The sequence below is a fragment of the Rhodanobacter sp. OK091 genome, from assembly GCF_900142825.1.
Lineage (GTDB): Bacteria > Pseudomonadota > Gammaproteobacteria > Xanthomonadales > Rhodanobacteraceae > Rhodanobacter.
On sequence record NZ_FRCH01000002.1, the window covers coordinates 1072272 to 1090468 of the forward strand.

Consider the following 18197-nt stretch of genomic DNA (forward strand, 5'->3'; position numbering starts at 1 on the left):
TAACGCCGGGCCGCGGCAATCGCCGCGCCGCGGAAATGCGCCGTTCAGGCGCGCGCTCAGGTACGCGGCAGGGTCACGCCCTGCTGGCCCTGGTATTTGCCGCCCCGATCCTTGTAGCTGGTCTCGCATTCCTCGTCAGATTCGAGGAACAACATCTGCGCCACCCCTTCGTTGGCGTAGATTTTTGCGGGCAGCGGCGTGGTGTTGGAGAACTCCAGCGTCACGTGGCCCTCCCACTCCGGCTCCAGCGGCGTCACGTTGACGATGATGCCGCAGCGCGCGTAAGTACTTTTGCCCAGGCAGATCGTGAGCACCTGGCGCGGAATCCGGAAGTACTCGACCGTGCGGGCCAGCGCGAACGAATTGGGAGGAATGATGCAGACGTCCGCCTCCACGTCGACGAAGCTGGTCGGATCGAATGCCTTCGGGTCGACGATGGTGGAATTGATGTTGGTGAAGATCTTGAACTCGCGTGCGCAACGCACGTCGTAGCCGTAGCTGGAGGTGCCGTAAGACACCAGTTTCTGGCCGTCGCGCAATTTGACCTGCCCAGCCTCGAACGGCTCGATCATGCCGTGGCTCTCGGCCATGCGACGTATCCACTTGTCGGATTTGATGCTCACACTGACTCCGTCCGGTAGCGACGCCCGGTCGACCCGGGCGCAAAACCGCAAAAGTACATGGTCAGGCCGTCACCACGCCAGCCGGCAGGTTCATGCGACGGGCAAGGCCTCGACCAGGATATCCAGCGCCGCACGCAATTCCGCGCAACGGTCCGCGCTGGCCAGCACCTGCTCCATCGTGCAGCCCGCGCCCGGCAGCGACACCATGCATGGGTGCGTCGTCAGCAATTGTGCGGACATGGTGCGCAGGATTTCATCCAGCGCTTCCTGCGCGTGGTATGAGCCGCGCGCAGCAGTATTCAGCAGCAACACCGGCTTGCCCGGAAACTCCAGGCTGCCGACCAGCCAATCGAGCAGATTCTTGAACGCGCCAGGTACGCCGTGCGCATATTCGGGACAGGCGATCAGCAACGCATCGGCGCGGCCGACGGCTTCGCGCAAGGCCAGCACCGATGCCGGCAACGGTTCGACGTCATGGTCCGGGTTGAACAGCGGCAGTGCGCCAAGCTCGCCGTAACCCACCAGTTCCAGCACTGCCGGCGCAAGCCGCTGCGCGGCTTCCAGCGCAGCGGTGTTCGACGACACGCGGCGCAAACTGCCGGACACGCACAGCACCCGGCGCGTCGTCGCCGTCATGCCGCGGGCGCGCCCTGCACCACGATCTTGCCCAGCCCCAGCGACTTGTTGCGCGGCTGCCGCGACAACCGGCCGGCGGTGTTGCGGGCAATCTCGCGGTAACGTGCGGCGAGTTCGGAATCCGGCATCGCCACCACCGTGGGGTTGCCGCTGTCGGCTTGCTCGCGGATGCGGATATCCAGCGGCAGCGAACCCAGATACGGCACGCCGTATTGCGTCGACATGCGCTGGCCACCGCCTTCACCGAAGACATGTTCCTCATGGCCGCAGTGGGAGCAGATATGCGTGGCCATGTTCTCCACCACGCCGAGTACCGGCACCTCGACCTTCTCGAACATCTTCAGCGCCTTGCGGGCATCCAGCAGCGCGATGTCCTGCGGCGTGGTGACGATCACCGCGCCGGCTACCGGCACTTTCTGCGACAGCGTGAGCTGGATGTCGCCGGTGCCCGGCGGCAGGTCGACGATCAGATAGTCCAGTTGTTCCCAGCGCGTGTCGGTCAGCAGTTGCATCATCGCCTGCGTCACCATCGGACCACGCCAGATCATCGGCGTGTCCGCTTCCACCAGAAAGCCGATCGACATCACCGGCATGCCATGCGCCTGCATCGGGATGATGCTCTTGCCATCCGGCGAAGCCGGCTTGCCATGCACACCCAGCATGGTCGGTTGGCTGGGACCATAGATGTCGGCATCCAGCACGCCGACTTTGGCGCCTTCGGCCTGCAGCGCCAGCGCGAGATTCGCCGACACCGTGGACTTGCCCACGCCCCCCTTGCCCGACGCCACCACGATGATGTTCTTCACGTTCGGCAACGGCCCCAGGGTGCCTTGCACCTTGTGCACGTGGACGCGGCTGGTGATCGAGACGGCCGCCGATTCGATCGACGGATCGGCTTCCAGCGCCTGGCGCACACGGACAGTCATGCTGCCGATCGCACCGGCGGCCGGATAGCCCAGTTGCAGGTCCACCGATACCTTCGCCCCGTCCACGCCGACCGCGCGCACCGTCTCAGCCAGCGGCGCGCCGGTATGGGTATCGATCAGGTCGCCAAGAATGCGGCGGACCAGGGCTTCGTTCGCCTGTGTCATATCGGCTCGGATAGTTTTCGGAGTCGCTTATTATGCCAGCCCGCCGACTCCACCCAGCTGACGCAGATCAGTGACTGGCTGGGCGCGCAGCCAGGACGTATCGAACCATTCCCGGCATGGCGCATTGCAGCTTGACGCCCTTGTACATCCTCGCCAGTCTCGCATCCATACGCTTTCGTACGGGAGGAACACCATGAAGCATGTTTTTCGCCTCACCATCGCTGCCGCCCTGGTGCTGGCGGCCGGCGCGGCACTCGCCGCCAACGACACGCCGGTCGGCACCTGGAAAACCATCGACGACACCACCCACAAGCCGAAATCGATCGTGCAGATCACTGAGACCAACGGCGAGCTGCAGGCCAAGGTGCTGCAGGTGCTGCAGTCCGACGATGGCCCGCATCCGCTCTGCAGCAAGTGCGACGGCTCACGCAAGAACCAGCCCGTCGAGGGCATGACGATCATGTGGGGAGTCACCAAGGATGACGACGTCTGGGATGGCGGCAAGATTCTCGACCCGCACAATGGCAAGACCTACAAGGTGAAGCTCACTGTCACGGACGGTGGCCAGAAACTCGACGTGCACGGCTACATCGGTTTCGCCCTGCTAGGCCGCAGCCAGGTGTGGGAGCGGCAGGAGTAACGCCACTTCAACCGCTTTTTCGTGTCACACCAAACCTCATGCCGACGCACCGGCATGGGGTTTTTCATTGGCTGCGGACAAGCCCGCTGGGCTCACGCCGCTGCCGTGTCGGCCCGGTGCACGCTCACGCCACGTGCCGCGAATGCCGCACGCAGCGCACGGCCGGCATCGTGCTCGACCACCAGGTGCTGCACTTCGTCGATACCCGCCACCCGGTGCGTCGCCACCGTACCGAGCTTGTCGCTGGTGGCGACGACGACGGTCTCGCCGCTGGCCTCGACCATCGCCCGCTTCAGCAAGACTTCCTCGCTGTCGAAACCCCATAGCCCGCCGATCGCATCGACCGCGCAAGCGCCGGGAAAACAGATATCCGCACGTACCCGCTGCATCTCCTGCACGGCCTGCGCGCCGACGGCTGCACCGATTCGCGCGTCGATCCGACCGCCGATCAGCAGTATCTCGAAGCCTTCGCGTTCCAGCAGTATCTGTGCGATATCCGGCGCATTGGTTATCACGGTCAGGCCGAAATCCCGCGGCAAGGCGGCGGCGATCGCTGCATTGGTGGAGCCGGCATCGATCAAGACGACCTGACCCTGCCGCACCAGGGTCGCCGCCTTGCGTCCCAGCGCCAGCTTGCGACCGGCATGCTCCTGTCGCCGCTGCTTGAGCGGCGCAACCACGGCGGACAACGGCAACGCGCCGCCGTAAACGCGCTTGCACAAGCCTTGCGCGGCCAGTTCGCGCAGGTCGCGCCTGACCGAATCCTCGGACACCGCAAATTCCGTCGCCAACTCCACCGCCACCACACGACCGCTCTGGCGCAGTCGGTCGAGTATCCATTGCTGCCGCTCCTGCGGCAGCATCTCGGCGGGATTCACCTTAGCCACGCTGGCGCTCCTCCGGCGATGCGGCGTCCAGCAATCCCAGCGCGGCCAGTTCCGTGCGCAGTGCCGCCGCATCGCGGAAGTGCAGCGCATGCATGCCCAGCTTCGCCGCCGCATCCACATTGCGCGGAGCATCGTCGATAAAGACGGCCCGTTCCGGATCGACCCCGTAGCGATTCAGCAACACGTGGAATATGGCCGGATCGGGCTTGATCATGCGCTCCGCTCCGGACACCACGATGCCCTCGAACACATGCAGGAACGTGTAGCGCTCGAAGGCGAGCGGAAAAGTCTCATTCGACCAGTTGGTCAATGCGTAAAGGCGCACGCCGCGCTCGCGCAGCTCGTGGAGGATCGCCACGCTGTCGTGTATCGGGCCGCTCAGCATCTCGTCCCAGCGCGTGCGGTACGCGGCGATCCGCGCCGCGTGTTCGGGAAACTCCGCGCTGAGCTGCCGGATCGCCTCGTCCCACGGACGTCCGGCGTCCTGCTGCTCGTTCCACCGCGAATGGCACACCTCGGCCAGGAATCGCTCCATCGCCTGCTCGTCATCGAACAGCTGGCGATACAGATAGCGCGGATTCCAGTCGATCAGGACGCCGCCGAGATCGAAGATCACCGTATCCGGTACCGCATGCATAGTTCTACGTTCACTCACGTCGTCATCCTCATGGGGTAGGTCATTCAACGCCGCACGATCCGGGCAGAGCCGGCCACCAGCAGCAACAGGCCGGCGACCACGGCCAACGCCACCGGCAAGTTGCTGGCATGGGCCATGAAACCGATCAGTGCCGGACCACTGAGTAGGCCGGCGTAGCCCAGCATGGTCACTGCGGCGATCGAAATCGCCGGTGGATTGCCCGGCAGGCGGCCCGCCGCACTGAACATCACCGGCACGATGTTCGATGCGCCCAGGCCGATCAATACGAAACCGGACAGCGAAGCAGCCGGCCATGGCGCCATCGCCGCCAGCAGAAACCCGATCGCCGCCGTACTGGCGCCAATGCGTACCGCGCTTACCGGACCCAGCCGCTCGACCACGCGGTCGCCGGCGAGCCGGCCGGCTGCCATCGCCACCGAGAAACACGCGTAGCCGATGCCGGCGGATGCCGCGGAGAAGCCGCGAAAGTCACGCAGCAACACGGCGCTCCAGTCGAGCATCGAACCCTCGGCCAGGAAACTGACAAAGCACAGCACACCGAGCAGCAACACCAGCCCGCGCGGCAGACGGAACACCGTCGACCATTCGGCCGCATCGTCCACACCGGGAAGCAGGCTGCTGCGCTGGCTGAGCACGATCAGCGCCAGCAGCAGCGCGATGGCCAGCGCGCTTGCCCACAGCGTCAGACCCAGCGCGAGCAGCGTACTCATGATGGCGGCACCGGCGAGGCCGCCGATGCTGAAGAGGCCGTGGAAGCCCGACATCAGCGCGCGACCGTCGCGCCGCTCCACCTCGACCGCGTGCGCGTTCATCGCCACATCCACGGCGCCAAGCATCGCGCCGAAATACAGCAGTACCGCGGCAAGCGCTGGCGCGTTCGGCACGATCGCCAGCAGCGGGATCGCCACGCACAGCATCAGCCCGGCCACGCTGATCACCTTGCGGTTGCCGTAGCGATGGGTCAGCCAGCCGACCAGCGGCATCGACACCATCGAACCGCCACCGAAGGCCAGCAGCACCAGGCCGAGATCCGCATCGTCCAACCCCAGCCGGGCCTTGGCATACGGCACCATCGGCGCCCAGCTGGCCATGCCGATGCCGGACGTCAGGAAGATCAGCCGAGTGGCGCGGGTAGCTGCTCCGAGCTGCGCTCGTCCCGCGGGGATGGATCCACTCAACACGTTCATCACTTTGGCCCGGATCTTTAAAACGCGTACAAATGTACACAAATAGAACAAATCGTGCAAACCGAAAAGACGCACTTCGTGAGGCCGGCAGGCCACCGCGAATGAGCGCCCTCACATCACTCCGTCGGAATCGACGCCCTCCGCGAACCCCGATATACGGCCAACCGCAGGCCCCACATGCAATAATGCAAAGTCATTCCGGAGTGTCTGTCTGCCATGAGTCGTCGCCTGCTCGTCACCCACGCCCTGCCCTATGCCAACGGCCCGCTGCATCTTGGCCACATGCTGGGCTACATCCAGACGGATATCTGGGTACGTGCGCAGCGGATGATGGGCAACGAGGTACATTTCGTTGCCGCGGACGATGCCCACGGCACGCCGATCATGCTGGCCGCGGAGAAAGCCGGCATGTCGCCCGAAGCATTCATCGCCGGCATCCGCGCCGGCCATGAAGCCGACTTTGCCGAATTCAACTTCAGCTTCGACCAATACCACACCACGCATTCGGACGAGAACCGCGAGCTGGCCTCGCTGATCTACACGCGCCTGCGCGATGCCGGCTATATCGCCAAGCGGAACATCAAGCAGCTGTTCGATCCGGAAAAGCAGATGTTCCTGCCGGATCGCTACATCAAAGGCGTCTGCCCGAACTGCGGCACGCCGGACCAATATGGCGACAACTGCGAGCACTGCGGCGCCACCTACGCGCCGACCGACCTGATCAATCCTTATTCGGTGATGTCCGGTGCCACGCCGGTGCTGCGCGATTCGGAGCATTACTTCTTCGAGCTGAGCAAATTCCAGGGACTGCTGCGCGACTGGTTCGCCGGCAAGTTCACCCACGGCAGGCCGGTGGCGAACAGCGGCGTCGCCGCGAAGCTGCGGGAATGGCTGGACGGTGGCCTGAAGGATTGGGACATCTCGCGCGATGCGCCGTACTTCGGTTTTCCGATTCCCGACGCGCCGGGCAAGTTTTTCTATGTGTGGCTGGATGCGCCGGTCGGCTACCTGGCCAGCTTCAAGGCGCTGTGCGACCGCACCGGCCTGAAGTTCGACGACTTCCTGGGCACCGACAGCACCGCCGAGATGCACCATTTCATCGGCAAGGACATCATCAACTTCCACGGCCTGTTCTGGCCGGCGATGCTGCACGGTGCCGGCTTCCGCACGCCGACCGCGCTGCACGTCAACGGCTACCTGACCGTGAACGGCGCCAAGATGTCCAAGTCGCGCGGCACCTTCATCCAGGCGCGTACCTACCTCGACGCCGGCATCCATCCGGAATTCCTGCGCTATTACTTCGCCACCATGCTCAGCGATGCGCCGGTCGATGTGGATCTCGATCTCAAGGCGTTCGAGGAGCGCGTCAACTCGCACCTGGTAGGCAAATGGGTGAATATCGCCAGCCGCACCGCGGGCTTCGTGCAAAAATTCTTCGACGGCCGCCTGGCGCCGCAGTTCGGCGCGCAGGAAACCGTGCTGTGGAACAGCTTGCTGGAACACTACGACGGCATCGCCGAGCTGTACGACAGCGGCGACTTCGCCGAGGTCACCCGCCGCTTCGTGCTGATGGCCGACCTGGTCAACGGCCATATCGCCGCCAAGGCGCCGTGGGCGATGGCCAAGGACGAAGCGCTGCGCGAGGAACTGCACCAGGTGTGTTCGTTCGCGCTGACCGCATTCCGCCTGCTGGCCGGCATGCTCAAGCCGATACTGCCGGCCACCGTGACCGCCGCCGAACAATTCCTGGCCGCACCGATCACCGATTTCGACGACGCTCGCGCCGCGCTGCACAACCATGCCATCCATGCCTTCGAGCCGCTGCTCGGCCGTATCGATCCCAAGCGCATCGAGGCGATGGTCGAGGCCTCGAAGGATTCGCTGGGCAGCTCTCCCGAGCCGGTAGCCGCGCCTGCAGCAAACAAGAAGCCAAAGGAATCGGGGAAATCCATGAGCGAAAAGGTTGCCGGCAACGAAACCGCTGCAGCACCGACCACCATCGCCATGGACGACTTCGCACGGCTCGACCTGCGCATCGGCAAGGTCAGCGCCTGCGAATTCGTCGATGGTTCGGACAAGCTGTTGCGCTTCGAACTGGACGCCGGTCCGCTGGGCACGCGACAGATCTTCTCCGGCATCCGCGCCGCTTACGGCGAACCGGACAAGCTGATCGGCCGCAACGTGGTGTTCATCGCCAACCTCGCTCCGCGCAAGATGCGTTTCGGCCTGTCCGAAGGCATGATCCTGTCGGCCGGCGACGGCGGCAGCGACCTGTTCCTGCTCGATGCCGACCAGGGTGCGAAGCCGGGTGCCACCGTCCGCTGATCCCGCCATGACATGGGCCGACCGCATCGATGCGCTGTTGCCGCAGACGCAATGCGAGCAGTGCGGCTATCACGGCTGCCGGCCGTATGCAGAAGCGATCGCGCGTGGTGAGGCGGAAATCAACCAATGTCCGCCTGGTGGCGCGGACGGCATCGTGAAACTGGCGGCGCTGCTCGATCGGCCGGTGCTGCCGCTGAACCCCGCAAACGGCGTCGAGAAGCCGCGCGCGCTGGCGCGCATCGTCGAGGCCGACTGCATCGGTTGCACCAAATGCATCCAGGCCTGTCCGGTCGATGCGATCGTCGGCGCGGCGAAATTGATGCACACGGTGATCGCCGACGACTGCACCGGCTGCGAGCTGTGCGTGCCGGCCTGCCCGGTCGACTGCATCGTGCTGCTGCCCATGCCCGAAGCACAGCTCGACACCGCTCACGCCGACGCGGCACGCGCGCATTTCCAGCGGCACGAGGTGCGGCTGGAGCGCCTGCGGGTCGAACACGAGACGGAACTGGCGGCGCGCAAGGCGGCCGTCGACACCAACGCCCAGCGCAATCCTGTGCTGGAGGCCCTGGCCCGCGCCAAGGCAAAGCAGCAGGAACCGAAACCATGAAACGCGCCGACGCGATCGAGCTTTTCTCGCGGCTGCGCGAACTCAACCCGCACCCGACCACCGAGCTCGCCTACAGCACGCCGTTCGAATTGCTGGTCGCGGTGGTATTGTCGGCGCAGGCTACCGATGTCGGTGTCAACAAGGCCACCAGGAAACTGTATCCGGTCGCCAACACGCCGCAGGCCATCCTCGAGCTTGGCGAGGAAGGCCTGAAGCGTTACATCAGCACGATCGGATTGTTCAACGCGAAGGCCAAGAACGTGATCGCGCTGTGCCAGCTGCTGATCGAGCGGCACGGTGGCGAAGTGCCGCACAATCGCGAAGCGCTGGAAGCCCTCCCCGGGGTCGGCCGCAAGACCGCCAACGTGGTGCTCAACACGGCGTTCGGCGAACCGACCATCGCGGTGGATACGCATATCTTTCGCGTGGCCAACCGTACCGGCCTGGCACCGGGCAAGGATGTGCGCGCGGTCGAAGCCAAGCTCGAGAAGGTGATCCCAGCCGAGTTCAAACAGGACGCGCATCATTGGCTGATCCTGCACGGCCGTTACGTATGCAAGGCACGCAAACCGGACTGCCCGCATTGCGCGATCCGCGACCTGTGCGGCTACAAGCACAAGACCGTCGCGGTGCCTTGACGAAACCATATGCGGTTTTTGTTCGTGTCACCATTTTTGCATTGACATAGACTTCTCCTGCGGTCAGCATGCGCGCGCCTTCACCTGCACCAGAACCCCACGAGACCTGATCCACCATGGACAGCGACCCAGCCAGTTGCAGCCGGACCGCCCCTGCGGCGCTTTCGATGCACACAGACATCTACTCTCGCGGCCCGGCCGCGAGTGGATCGCTGCCCGGCTGATCCGCTCGCTCCGTGCAGCGGATACGGAGACGAGCATGAAAAAGATCCACCTGTTCGCCGCGGCCATCTGGCTTGCGCTGGCGTCTACCCCCACGCTGGCCGACGACGCGCCGATGTATGTGCCGCAATGGCTGGGTGCGCAGTACACCTTCATCGACCAGCACCAATCGTCCATGCATTCGCCGTACAGCGGCCCGATGAGCCTGCGCGCGCGTGGCGATACCGAGCGATCGCACACCTTCGGCGCCTACTTCGGCGTCGCCCTGCCGGCGCATTTCCAGTTCTACTTCGACGTGGAAATGTTCAAGGGCGAGGCAGTCAGCGGAGCCACTGGCCTGGGTGGCGTTGCCAATGGCGACGTGGTGCATTCCGGCGGCGGCACCTTGAGCAAGACCGCCTACGTCGCGCGCCGGTACCTGCGCTGGACGCTGCCGCTGGGCGACGAACACGAATCGGCTCAGCGCGGCCAGGACCAGTTGCCGGGCCAAGAAGCCACCCACCGCATCGAAATCAAGTTGGGCAAGATGGCGGTGAGTGACGACTTCGACAAGAACCGCTACGCCGATGCGGCACGCACGCAATTCCTGAATTGGTCGTTGCTCAACAACACCGCGTGGGATTTCGCCGCCGATACCCGCGGCTATACCGACGGGCTGATGCTGGGCTGGATCAACCCGAGCTGGAGCCTGCGCTACGGCGTCTACCTGATGCCCGTCGAAGCGAATGGGACGAAGCTGGAGAGTTCACCGCGGCGCGCCCGCGGCGAGCAGCTCGAACTGACCTTGCAGCCGCACGCGGACGGCGCGATCCTGCGGCTGCTGGCATTCCGCAACGTCGCGAACATGGGCGTGTACCGCGACGCCATTGCGTACGCGCTTGCTCATGGCACCCCACCGGACATCCATGCCGACGACCGCCCCGGACGGCGCAAGTACGGCTTCGCGGTCAACGGCGAGCTGCCGCTGGCGGACGATGGCGAGACCGGGCTGTTCGCCCGCGCAGGCTGGAATGACGGTCGCAACGAATCGTTTGCGTTCACCGAAGTGGATCGCACCCTGAGCGCCGGCCTGCAGCTCTCCGGCGCGCATTGGGATCGGCCGAAAGATCATCTGGGCGTCGCGTTCGCCATCGACGCGCTGTCGCCAGCGCATCGCGACTACCTGGCCCTGGGCGGCCAGGGATTCACGCTGGGCGATGGCGCGCTCGCCTATGGCCGCGAGCGCATCGTCGAGGCTTATTACAATATTGCGGTGGTCGATCACCTGACGCTCGCTCCCGACATCCAGCTGATCCACAACCCGGGCTACAACCGCGCCCGCGGACCGGCCCGCTTTGTCGGCATGCGCGCCCATCTGGAGTTCTGATCGCCCGAAGAATCACCGGCTCGGCAGCTGCGCCCGTTCCAGCGCCGCGATGTGACGCCCCAGCCGCGGCCCCAGGTAGCAATGCGATCCGCACGGCAGCAGTCCCACCTCGCCGAACTCGCGCAGATACCAGGCCGGCGCACGCGCCACGAAACCGTGATGATCGCCGGCCACATCGTCGCGATTGGTGAATACCTCGAGAAACGCGACGCCCTCGAGCATCTCGCCGATGCCCTGCAGACCTGCGCGGATCTCGGCCGGCTTCAGGTAATGCAGCACATCGGTGCAGACGATCAAGTCGAAACGCGTGTCGAAACGCAACTGTTCGAGCTGGCCGAAACGCGCCAGGCCGATGTTGCGGCTGCGACCGTAGCGCGCCACGGCGTACTCGCTGGCGTCCAGCCCGCGATAGTCGATGTGCGGACGCAATGCGCGCAGCGGCGCACGCCAGGTTGCCTCGCCGCAGCCGACATCGAGCACATTGAGGATAGTCCGGCCGAGGTAGTACTCGGCTTGCGCCACCACCATCGCCACCTTGCGCCTGAGCTCGGCCGGCGAGGCGACTGAATGCTGCGGATCGCGATACCACTTGTCGAAATACTCGCGGTCGTAGGTCTTGGGCATCGGTATCGAAGTTCGTCAAGGTGAGCAGTGCCGCATGATACGGGTCATTTGCCCTCGTGAAGACATCACTTCCCGTATGCGCCGCACTTGCAAGCATGGTCACCCGTCATCGTAGCGAGGAGTGCCCCATGCCCATGGTCCGCTTTCGGCTGATCGGCAGCCGTGCCGACGCCGATACCGTCATCGCCGCCCTGCATGGCATCGACGACATCGAACACGTGGAGGAGGTCGACGACCTCATGCCCGGCATGCGCGAGGATTCCAGTTCCAGCGAGTCGGTAAGCGACAGTGAAGGTCAGGTCTATTTCATCGAAGTGGATGCTCCCAGCGACGAGCTGGCCAAGACCGTGCGCGTGAACGCCGAAATGATCGCCAGTGACCGCGACGCCGGTATCGAATTTGTCGACGAGTTCTAACCGGCCGCACAAGAACATGCGGAAAATCGGACCGTGTCATCCGACGGCCCTCTGCCGCGTTGAATCGGAGGACAGCGCATCAGCCTGTTGTCATCCGAAACCAACGTGGACGTTCGCATGCCTCCAGATTCGATCCATCGCCCAGGTATCGCCGCCCGGCTGCTGCGCTGCCTGCCGGTCGCTCTCGCCGGGCTCGCGCCACTGGCTGTACCGGCGCAGAGCGCAAAACCGTTGAGCCATGACGATGTCGCGTGGCTGCAGCGCGTCGGTTTCGGCATCGACTCGGCCAGCGTGGCGCGCTATCAGCAGCTGGGACGCGTCCGTTATCTGGATGAAGAGCTCGCCGGGCGCAACGACACTTTGCCACCGGCGATCAGCGCACTGATCAACAGCTACGACGTGGTCAACACGCCGCCGGCACAACTGCTGATGGCTTACCGGGATCAGCAGAAGCAGTTCAAGAACGCCGCGGAAGGTGCTGACAAGGAGGCCACGAAGAAAACCCTGCAGGAATATCGGAAGAAGCTGTACCAGCAGGAGGCCCAGGTCGAACTGCTGCATGCCATCTACGGCGGCGACCAGCTGAAGGAGCAGATGGTGTGGTTCTGGCTCAACCATTTCAGCGTGTACGCGACCAAGGGGCGGGTGCGGCTGGTCGCCAACGATTACGCCGAACACGCCATCCGCCCGCACGCATTGGGCAAGTTCAGGGATCTGCTGATGGCTACGCTGAAAAGCCCGGCCATGCTGGAGTTCCTCGACAACGCGAAGAACATCAAGGGCAAGACCAACGAAAACTACGCGCGCGAGCTGATGGAGCTGCACACGATGGGCGTGGGCTCCGGCTACACCCAGCAAGACGTGCAGCAACTGGCGCTGATCCTCACCGGCGCCGGTGTCGCGCCGCTGCGCGAGGGGCGACCGGGCCGCTTCGGCGAACGCGGACGGCCCGGCTTCGTGCGCGACGGCCTGTTCGTGTTCAACCCGAACAAGCACGACTTCGGCGACAAGACCTTTCTTGGCCACACGATCAAGGGCAGCGGCTACGACGAGATAGAACAAGCGGTGACGCTGATCACCCGCCAGCCTGCCTGCGCACAGTTCATCTCGCGCCGGCTCGCCGAATATTTCGTCGCCGACCAGCCACCGCCGGCACTGGTGTCGGCGATGGCGCAGACATTCCAGCGCACCGATGGCGACATCGCCGCGGTACTGCGCACGATGTTCGACTCGCCCGCGCTGACCGCTAGCTACGGCAAAAAATTCAAGGACCCCACGCAGTTCCTGGTTTCGGCGATGCGGCTCACCTATGACGGCAAACCGGTCGGCAACGCCGCGCCGCTGGTCAACTGGCTCAACCAGATGGGCGAGCCCGTATTCGGCCGGATCACGCCGGACGGCTGGCCGCTGGACGCAGCCGGTTGGTCAGGCTCCGGACAGATGGCCAAGCGCTTCGATGTGGCACGTGCGATCGGCAGCGGCAGGAATCGTCTGTTCATGACTGACGATGACACTTCCGGATCGCGCCCCGACGTACCTGCGCCAAACACGCCCACACTGAATACGCCGTTGTATCGCGCTGCGATCGAGCCTTATTTGTCCGAAGCCACCCGCACGGCGCTAGGCAAGGCGCAGTCGCCCGCGGAATGGAACACGTTCATGCTGTCCTCGCCCGATTTCAGTTACCGCTGACGCCATCGCACCCACCTACCCACTTCAACGACTCACCGCATCGAGGTTTGCCATGAACCGCCGTGAATTCCTGTTCGCCGCTGCCAGTGCCGCTGCCGCGTTGCCGGCGCTGTCGTTCTCCGGAAAACTGTTCGCCATGCCGGCCCATGCACCCCGTTTCCTGCTGGTGTTCCTGCGTGGCGGCTACGACTGCAACAATCTGTTGGTGCCGCACGGCAGCGACTTCTACTACGCGTCGCGACCGACATTGGCGATCGCCCGACCCGATCCGGGCGACCCCAATAGCGCGATCGCGCTGGATGCGAACTGGGGCCTCAACCCGGTGTTGCGCGATTCGATCTACCCGCTGTGGCAACGCAAGCAGATCGCCTTCGTGCCGTTCGCGGGCACCGACGATATGTCGCGCAGCCATTTCGAGACTCAGGACAACATCGAATCCGGCGAACCCACCGCGAATCGCGGCAGCTTCCGTTCCGGCTTTCTCGCCCGGCTATCCGGAGCGCTGCCGGGGACGCCACCGATCGCGTTCACCAAATCGCTGCCGCTGAGTTTCCAGGGCGCCGCCACGGACATTCCCAACATCTCGCTGAAAGGCGACACCAAACCGCACTTCGACGCGCGCCAGTCGGCGATCCTCACCCAGATGTATCAGGGCACGTCATTGGCTGCAGCCACCGCGGACGGCCTGGCCTTGCCGAACACCGTATCGCAGGATCTGCGCGACGAGATGGCTCACGCCAGCCGCGGCGCGCCCAGCGCCAAGGGCTTTGCCAGCGAGACGCAGCGTATCGCCACGCTGATGCGCGAGCGCTACCGGCTGGGTTTCATCGACATCGGCGGCTGGGATACCCACGTGAACCAGGGCAGCGTCACCGGTGGGCTGGCCAACAATCTGCGCAACCTCGGCGAAGGGCTGGCCGCCTACGCGGACGCGCTCGGCGACGAATGGAACAACACCGTGGTGGTGGTGGTTTCCGAATTTGGCCGCACCTTCCGCGAGAACGGCGACAAGGGTACCGACCACGGCCATGGCACCGTGCACTGGGTGCTGGGCGGCAAGGTCAACGGCGGCCGCATCGCCGGGGAGCAGGTCGCCGTCAATCAACAGAACCTGCTGCAGAACCGCGACTACCCCGTGCTCAACAATTATCGCGACACGCTGGGCGGCCTGATGGGACGCGTCTGGGGGCTGCGCGACAGCCAGCTGCAGACCGTGTTCCCGCAAGCCCGGCCCAGGGACTTGCAACTGGTATGAGCAAAGCCTTGCAGCGACGCTGCACGGATCACCTCTTTCGCCCGAAGGAACGCCCCACATGCGCCGAACGCCGGTTACCGCTTTTTCCATGACGACAGCACGCCGGTGGCGCACGGCCGCATGGCTGCTACTGCTCGCGCCGGTGCTGGCCAGCGCCAGTGGCCCGGCCAGCCTGGGCGCCGACGATATTGCATGGTTGCGCCGCGATGGCTTTGGCCTGGACAGCGCAAGCGTGGTCGAATACCGCAGCCTGGGCCGCAAACATCTGCTGGATGCGCAACTCGCCGACCGCATGCAAGGTCAGCTGCCACCTGCGATCGCGCAGCTGACCGACAGCTTCGAAGCAGTCGGCACGCCGACCACGCAGCTGCTCGCCACGCTCCAAACCGAACAGCAGCGCATCAAGGCGCTGCCTGAGGGACCGGACAAGGCCGCCGCGAACAAGGCCTTGCAGGATCACGGCAATCAGCTGGCGCAAGAGACGCAGCAGGCCGAACTGCTGCAGGCGGTATACGGTCCCAACCAGCTGAAAGAGCAACTGGTGTGGTTCTGGCTCAATCATTTCAGCGTGTACGCCGCAAAAGGCCGCGTCCGCTGGGAACTGGCCGACTACGTGCAGAACACCATTCGTCCGCACGCTCTGGGCAAGTTCAAGGATCTGTTGATGGCCACGCTGGAAAGTCCGGCGATGCTGGAATTTCTCGACATCGCGCAGAACGCGAAAGGCCACGTCAACGAGAACTATGCGCGCGAGCTGATGGAGCTGCACACGCTGGGCGTCAATTCGGGCTACACCCAGCAGGACGTGCAGCAACTGGCGCTGATCCTCACCGGCGTCGGTATCGCACCGGTCGACGGCAAGCCGCAACGCTTCAACCCCAAGTTCGCACCGCTGGTGGTCCGCAACGGTTTGTTCGAGTTCAACCCGCAGCGGCACGATTTCAGCGACAAGACCTTCCTCGGCCACACCATCCATGGCAGTGGCTTCGACGAAGTGAATCAGGCCGTCGACATCATCGTGCACCAGCCCGCCTGTGCGCATTTCGTCTCGCAGCGGCTCGCCGAATATTTTGTCGCCGACCAGCCACCCAAGCCACTGGTGGACAAGATGGCCCGCGCCTTTCTGCGCAGCGATGGCGATCTGGCCAAGGTGATGCGCACCCTGTTCGAGTCGCGCGAGCTCGTGGCCGCTGCCGGCGGGAAGTTCAAAGACCCGACCCAGTTCGTAGTGTCGTCGGTACGGCTGGCTTACGACGGCAAACCTCTCGCCAATGCCCTGCCGCTGGTCTACTGGCTGAACCAGCTCGATGAACCCCTGTTCGGCCGCATCACTCCGGACGGTTGGCCGCTGGATGGCGACAGCTGGACCAGCTCCGGTCAGATGGAAAAGCGCTTCGGCATCGCCAACGCGATAGGCACCGGCAACAATCAGCTGTTCACGCCGGCCGGCAGCACGTCACGCGAAGCCGGATTTCCGATGCTGAGCACGCGGCTGTATTACGACACCATCGAGCCGCGCCTTTCGAAAGCGGCGCGTACTGCGCTCACCGAGGCCACCTCGCAACAGGAATGGAACACCTACCTGCTGTCCTCGCCCGACCTCAACTATCGCTGACCCGCTTGGCCTGGATTCACGCCGCCGAGCTGGGCACCAGCAGATGCTTGGCGATCTGCCCATGCAGCCGACCGATGCCACGCACCAGATGCAGGCTGGCAAACAGAAGCACGATACCGGCCAGGCAAAGCCCGATAGTGCCGAACCAGCCCGGGCCGTAGTAGCTGAAGCCATCGAAATCCATGTTGATCACGTTCCAGCCGAAGGCCTTGGCGAAAGGAGAGCCGATGAGACCCAGCGACAAGCTCAACAACGTTACCGTGATCGTGAAATAGATGATGCCCAGCGGCAGCATCAGCAACATGTAGAACAACGTGGTCCAGGTGCGGCCATCGGTGAACATCGCACCGATGCGCTTCAGCAGCGGCAGCCCCTGCTGTGCGGGATACGGTGGCCGGCGTGGCATGCGCACGCCCAGCATGGTTTCCACGATGCGTCCCTCCAGCAACGACAGCCCGCGTACGCTGCCCAGGAACAGCACGATGAACGGTATGCCGATGATCAGCACCGACAGGCCACCCGACAGCGATACGCCGGTCACCGCCCAGGTGAAGTAGAAAATACCGGTGGCCAGCGCCAGCAGCAGGTAGAACAGCGCGCCGTAAGTATGTGGATCGGCCGCGACGCCGAAGAAACGTCCCAGCACCGAATGGCGTTGCGGCGGCGGCGGCGGACGGATCGCACGCTGGATCTTGATCTCCTGATCGCGGTAGATGTCCGCCACCTCGTCCGGCGCGCCGTAGCTGCCGACGACATGTTCGAGCATGGCCGCCTCGTCACAGCCGGGCCGCTCGGCCAGCTCCGCACGCAGATGTTCCTCGGCGTCGTACAGTGCATCCTGCACCAGGGCAGGATCGGCACCGCGCAAGGCAGCGCGAAGCTGCTCCAGATATTCGTTGATGGTGCGTGGCGCGTTCATTACACCCCTCCTTGCAAGACGTTATCGACGGAATCGCGGGTAGCCGTCCAGGCGGCGACCCATTCGCGCAGTACCTCTCGCCCCGGCTTGGTGATGCGGTAGTAGCGGCGTGGCGGGCCGCTGACGGAAGGTTCGACCTCGCTGGCGAGCAAGCCGGCGCCTTCCAGATTGCGCAGCACCGGATACAGCGCGCTCTGCTTGCCGGCCAGCACGCCCTCGCCCACTTCCTCGAGCCGCTTGGCGATCTGGTAGCCATACATCGGCTGACGCGACTGGCCCAGCACGGCCAGCAGCACCAGCGACACGGTGCCGCTGGAAAGCTCCTTCTGGAACTTCTTCAACTGACTGGAGCTGTCTTCCATCGGGCTCACCTTCACTACCGCTTAGACTTGAGTGAACCATAGTACGAAGTTGACACTAGTACATAGGCCTGAAGTCATGCTCCGGGCGAATCAGCAGTGTGGGCATGACACCAATGTGTGTACACGTTGTACAAACATTGGTGTCAGCAGGCGCAGCAGACTGTGCGATTTCGACCTGAAAAAGAGTTGGCTCCTTGACCGACCATATTTCGACAGTGCCGATCTACCTTGGGCGATCGCGGTGGCCGACGCGACAGAACGTATTGGCATCTGGCTGAAAGAAACCTCTGTGTATACCCCCCATTACTCCCGCGTAGGCCCTATGGACCCACTTATCGGTAAAGCACAAGATGCTTTGAGCATCGTCTGTAACCTCACGACTGGGCTCGCTCATCCTCTCGATGAGTCCCGTGCCAAAGAATTATTTGTTG

At 64.1% G+C, this 18197-nt stretch carries 18 protein-coding genes; 9 read left to right on the forward strand and 9 right to left on the reverse strand.

All coding sequences use genetic code 11. The features are described from left to right. Positions 1-56 precede the first annotated feature (56 nt). The 3 genes from dcd to apbC all read right to left on the reverse strand — a co-directional run bounded on the left by dcd (position 57) and on the right by apbC (position 2350). Positions 57-623, reverse strand: a complete 567-nt coding sequence (gene dcd, locus BUA26_RS14125) for a dCTP deaminase (RefSeq protein ID WP_072761435.1) — start codon at positions 621-623, stop codon at positions 57-59. Positions 624-713: 90 nt separating this feature from the next. Further along, entirely contained in the window at positions 714-1259 is a 546-nt protein-coding gene (locus tag BUA26_RS14130; RefSeq protein ID WP_072761436.1) for an NADPH-dependent FMN reductase, read from the reverse strand. After that, positions 1256-2350, reverse strand: coding sequence for an iron-sulfur cluster carrier protein ApbC (gene apbC / locus BUA26_RS14135; protein ID WP_072761437.1), 1095 nt, complete (start codon positions 2348-2350; stop codon positions 1256-1258). Before apbC ends, BUA26_RS14130 begins: the two co-directional genes overlap by 4 nt. Before the next feature lie 193 nt (positions 2351-2543). Between apbC and BUA26_RS14140 the strand changes: the two genes are divergently transcribed. Beyond that, positions 2544-2990 carry a DUF2147 domain-containing protein gene (locus tag BUA26_RS14140; protein WP_072761438.1) on the forward strand — a complete coding sequence of 149 codons (447 nt, stop codon included), beginning with the start codon at positions 2544-2546 and terminating at the stop codon, positions 2988-2990. A gap of 92 nt (positions 2991-3082) precedes the next feature. Here BUA26_RS14140 and BUA26_RS14145 read toward each other — a convergent pair whose 3' ends face one another. The 3 genes from BUA26_RS14145 to BUA26_RS14155 are packed head-to-tail and all read right to left on the reverse strand — an operon-like array spanning position 3083 to position 5713. Further along, positions 3083-3853 (reverse strand): DeoR/GlpR family DNA-binding transcription regulator, encoded by a 771-nt coding sequence (locus BUA26_RS14145; protein ID WP_072761624.1) that lies wholly within the window; start codon positions 3851-3853, stop codon positions 3083-3085. Between the two features lie 16 nt (positions 3854-3869). Then, positions 3870-4514: an HAD family hydrolase gene (locus tag BUA26_RS14150; protein ID WP_072761439.1), complete on the reverse strand. Its 645-nt coding sequence runs from the start codon at positions 4512-4514 to the stop codon at positions 3870-3872. Positions 4515-4558: 44 nt separating this feature from the next. After that, positions 4559-5713 (reverse strand): MFS transporter, encoded by a 1155-nt coding sequence (locus tag BUA26_RS14155; protein WP_072761625.1) that lies wholly within the window; start codon positions 5711-5713, stop codon positions 4559-4561. 225 nt (positions 5714-5938) lie between these two features. Between BUA26_RS14155 and metG the strand changes: the two genes are divergently transcribed. From metG to BUA26_RS14175, 4 genes are all read left to right on the forward strand, one after another. Beyond that, positions 5939-8047 (forward strand): methionine--tRNA ligase, encoded by a 2109-nt coding sequence (gene metG, locus BUA26_RS14160; protein WP_072761440.1) that lies wholly within the window; start codon positions 5939-5941, stop codon positions 8045-8047. 7 nt (positions 8048-8054) lie between these two features. Beyond that, positions 8055-8657 (forward strand): RnfABCDGE type electron transport complex subunit B, encoded by a 603-nt coding sequence (locus BUA26_RS14165; protein ID WP_072761441.1) that lies wholly within the window; start codon positions 8055-8057, stop codon positions 8655-8657. Further along, positions 8654-9295, forward strand: a complete 642-nt coding sequence (gene nth / locus BUA26_RS14170) for an endonuclease III (RefSeq protein WP_072761442.1) — start codon at positions 8654-8656, stop codon at positions 9293-9295. Before BUA26_RS14165 ends, nth begins: the two co-directional genes overlap by 4 nt. 259 nt (positions 9296-9554) lie before the next feature. Then, the gene (locus BUA26_RS14175) at positions 9555-10883 is read left to right on the forward strand and encodes a carbohydrate porin (protein ID WP_072761443.1); all 1329 of its coding nucleotides are present in this window, start codon (positions 9555-9557) and stop codon (positions 10881-10883) included. Between the two features lie 12 nt (positions 10884-10895). Here the strand turns inward: BUA26_RS14175 and BUA26_RS14180 are convergent, their stop codons facing one another. After that, entirely contained in the window at positions 10896-11507 is a 612-nt protein-coding gene (locus tag BUA26_RS14180) for a class I SAM-dependent DNA methyltransferase (protein ID WP_072761444.1), read from the reverse strand. Positions 11508-11635: 128 nt separating this feature from the next. On the opposite strand from BUA26_RS14180, the gene BUA26_RS14185 reads away from it, so the two are divergent. The 4 genes from BUA26_RS14185 (at position 11636) to BUA26_RS14200 (ending at position 16485) form a co-directional block, all read left to right on the forward strand. Further along, positions 11636-11923, forward strand: coding sequence for a hypothetical protein (locus tag BUA26_RS14185; RefSeq protein ID WP_072761445.1), 288 nt, complete (start codon positions 11636-11638; stop codon positions 11921-11923). A 117-nt stretch (positions 11924-12040) separates the two neighbouring features. After that, positions 12041-13615: a DUF1800 domain-containing protein gene (locus tag BUA26_RS14190; protein ID WP_072761446.1), complete on the forward strand. Its 1575-nt coding sequence runs from the start codon at positions 12041-12043 to the stop codon at positions 13613-13615. 52 nt (positions 13616-13667) lie between these two features. Continuing rightward, a complete protein-coding gene (locus BUA26_RS14195; protein ID WP_072761447.1) occupies positions 13668-14870 on the forward strand; it encodes a DUF1501 domain-containing protein in 1203 nt (400 codons plus the stop codon). Positions 14871-14928: 58 nt separating this feature from the next. Next, entirely contained in the window at positions 14929-16485 is a 1557-nt protein-coding gene (locus BUA26_RS14200; protein WP_083573010.1) for a DUF1800 domain-containing protein, read from the forward strand. Between the two features lie 16 nt (positions 16486-16501). Here the strand turns inward: BUA26_RS14200 and BUA26_RS14205 are convergent, their stop codons facing one another. Together BUA26_RS14205 and BUA26_RS14210 are read right to left on the reverse strand one after the other, a co-directional pair. Continuing rightward, on the reverse strand, positions 16502-17404 hold the full coding sequence (locus BUA26_RS14205; RefSeq protein WP_072761449.1) for a sensor domain-containing protein: 903 nt from the start codon (positions 17402-17404) through the stop codon (positions 16502-16504). Next, the gene (locus BUA26_RS14210) at positions 17404-17766 is read right to left on the reverse strand and encodes a PadR family transcriptional regulator (RefSeq protein WP_072761450.1); all 363 of its coding nucleotides are present in this window, start codon (positions 17764-17766) and stop codon (positions 17404-17406) included. The genes BUA26_RS14205 and BUA26_RS14210 overlap by 1 nt, the downstream gene beginning before the upstream one ends. Positions 17767-18197 lie beyond the last annotated feature (431 nt).

Bases quoted from the DNA above. Each gene is read 5' to 3' on its own strand.
- BUA26_RS14210 (WP_072761450.1), bottom strand. From the start codon at position 17,766: ATGGAAGACAGCTCCAGTCAGTTGAAGAAGTTCCAGAAGGAGCTTTCC.
- BUA26_RS14185 (WP_072761445.1), top strand. From the start codon at position 11,636: ATGCCCATGGTCCGCTTTCGGCTGATCGGCAGCCGTGCCGACGCCGAT.
- apbC (WP_072761437.1), bottom strand. From the start codon at position 2,350: ATGACACAGGCGAACGAAGCCCTGGTCCGCCGCATTCTTGGCGACCTG.
- BUA26_RS14130 (WP_072761436.1), bottom strand. From the start codon at position 1,259: ATGACGGCGACGACGCGCCGGGTGCTGTGCGTGTCCGGCAGTTTGCGC.
- BUA26_RS14200 (WP_083573010.1), top strand. From the start codon at position 14,929: ATGCGCCGAACGCCGGTTACCGCTTTTTCCATGACGACAGCACGCCGG.
- BUA26_RS14150 (WP_072761439.1), bottom strand. From the start codon at position 4,514: ATGCATGCGGTACCGGATACGGTGATCTTCGATCTCGGCGGCGTCCTG.
- BUA26_RS14205 (WP_072761449.1), bottom strand. From the start codon at position 17,404: ATGAACGCGCCACGCACCATCAACGAATATCTGGAGCAGCTTCGCGCT.
- nth (WP_072761442.1), top strand. From the start codon at position 8,654: ATGAAACGCGCCGACGCGATCGAGCTTTTCTCGCGGCTGCGCGAACTC.
- BUA26_RS14195 (WP_072761447.1), top strand. From the start codon at position 13,668: ATGAACCGCCGTGAATTCCTGTTCGCCGCTGCCAGTGCCGCTGCCGCG.
- metG (WP_072761440.1), top strand. From the start codon at position 5,939: ATGAGTCGTCGCCTGCTCGTCACCCACGCCCTGCCCTATGCCAACGGC.
- BUA26_RS14140 (WP_072761438.1), top strand. From the start codon at position 2,544: ATGAAGCATGTTTTTCGCCTCACCATCGCTGCCGCCCTGGTGCTGGCG.
- BUA26_RS14165 (WP_072761441.1), top strand. From the start codon at position 8,055: ATGACATGGGCCGACCGCATCGATGCGCTGTTGCCGCAGACGCAATGC.
- BUA26_RS14190 (WP_072761446.1), top strand. From the start codon at position 12,041: ATGCCTCCAGATTCGATCCATCGCCCAGGTATCGCCGCCCGGCTGCTG.
- BUA26_RS14145 (WP_072761624.1), bottom strand. From the start codon at position 3,853: ATGCTGCCGCAGGAGCGGCAGCAATGGATACTCGACCGACTGCGCCAG.
- BUA26_RS14180 (WP_072761444.1), bottom strand. From the start codon at position 11,507: ATGCCCAAGACCTACGACCGCGAGTATTTCGACAAGTGGTATCGCGAT.
- BUA26_RS14175 (WP_072761443.1), top strand. From the start codon at position 9,555: ATGAAAAAGATCCACCTGTTCGCCGCGGCCATCTGGCTTGCGCTGGCG.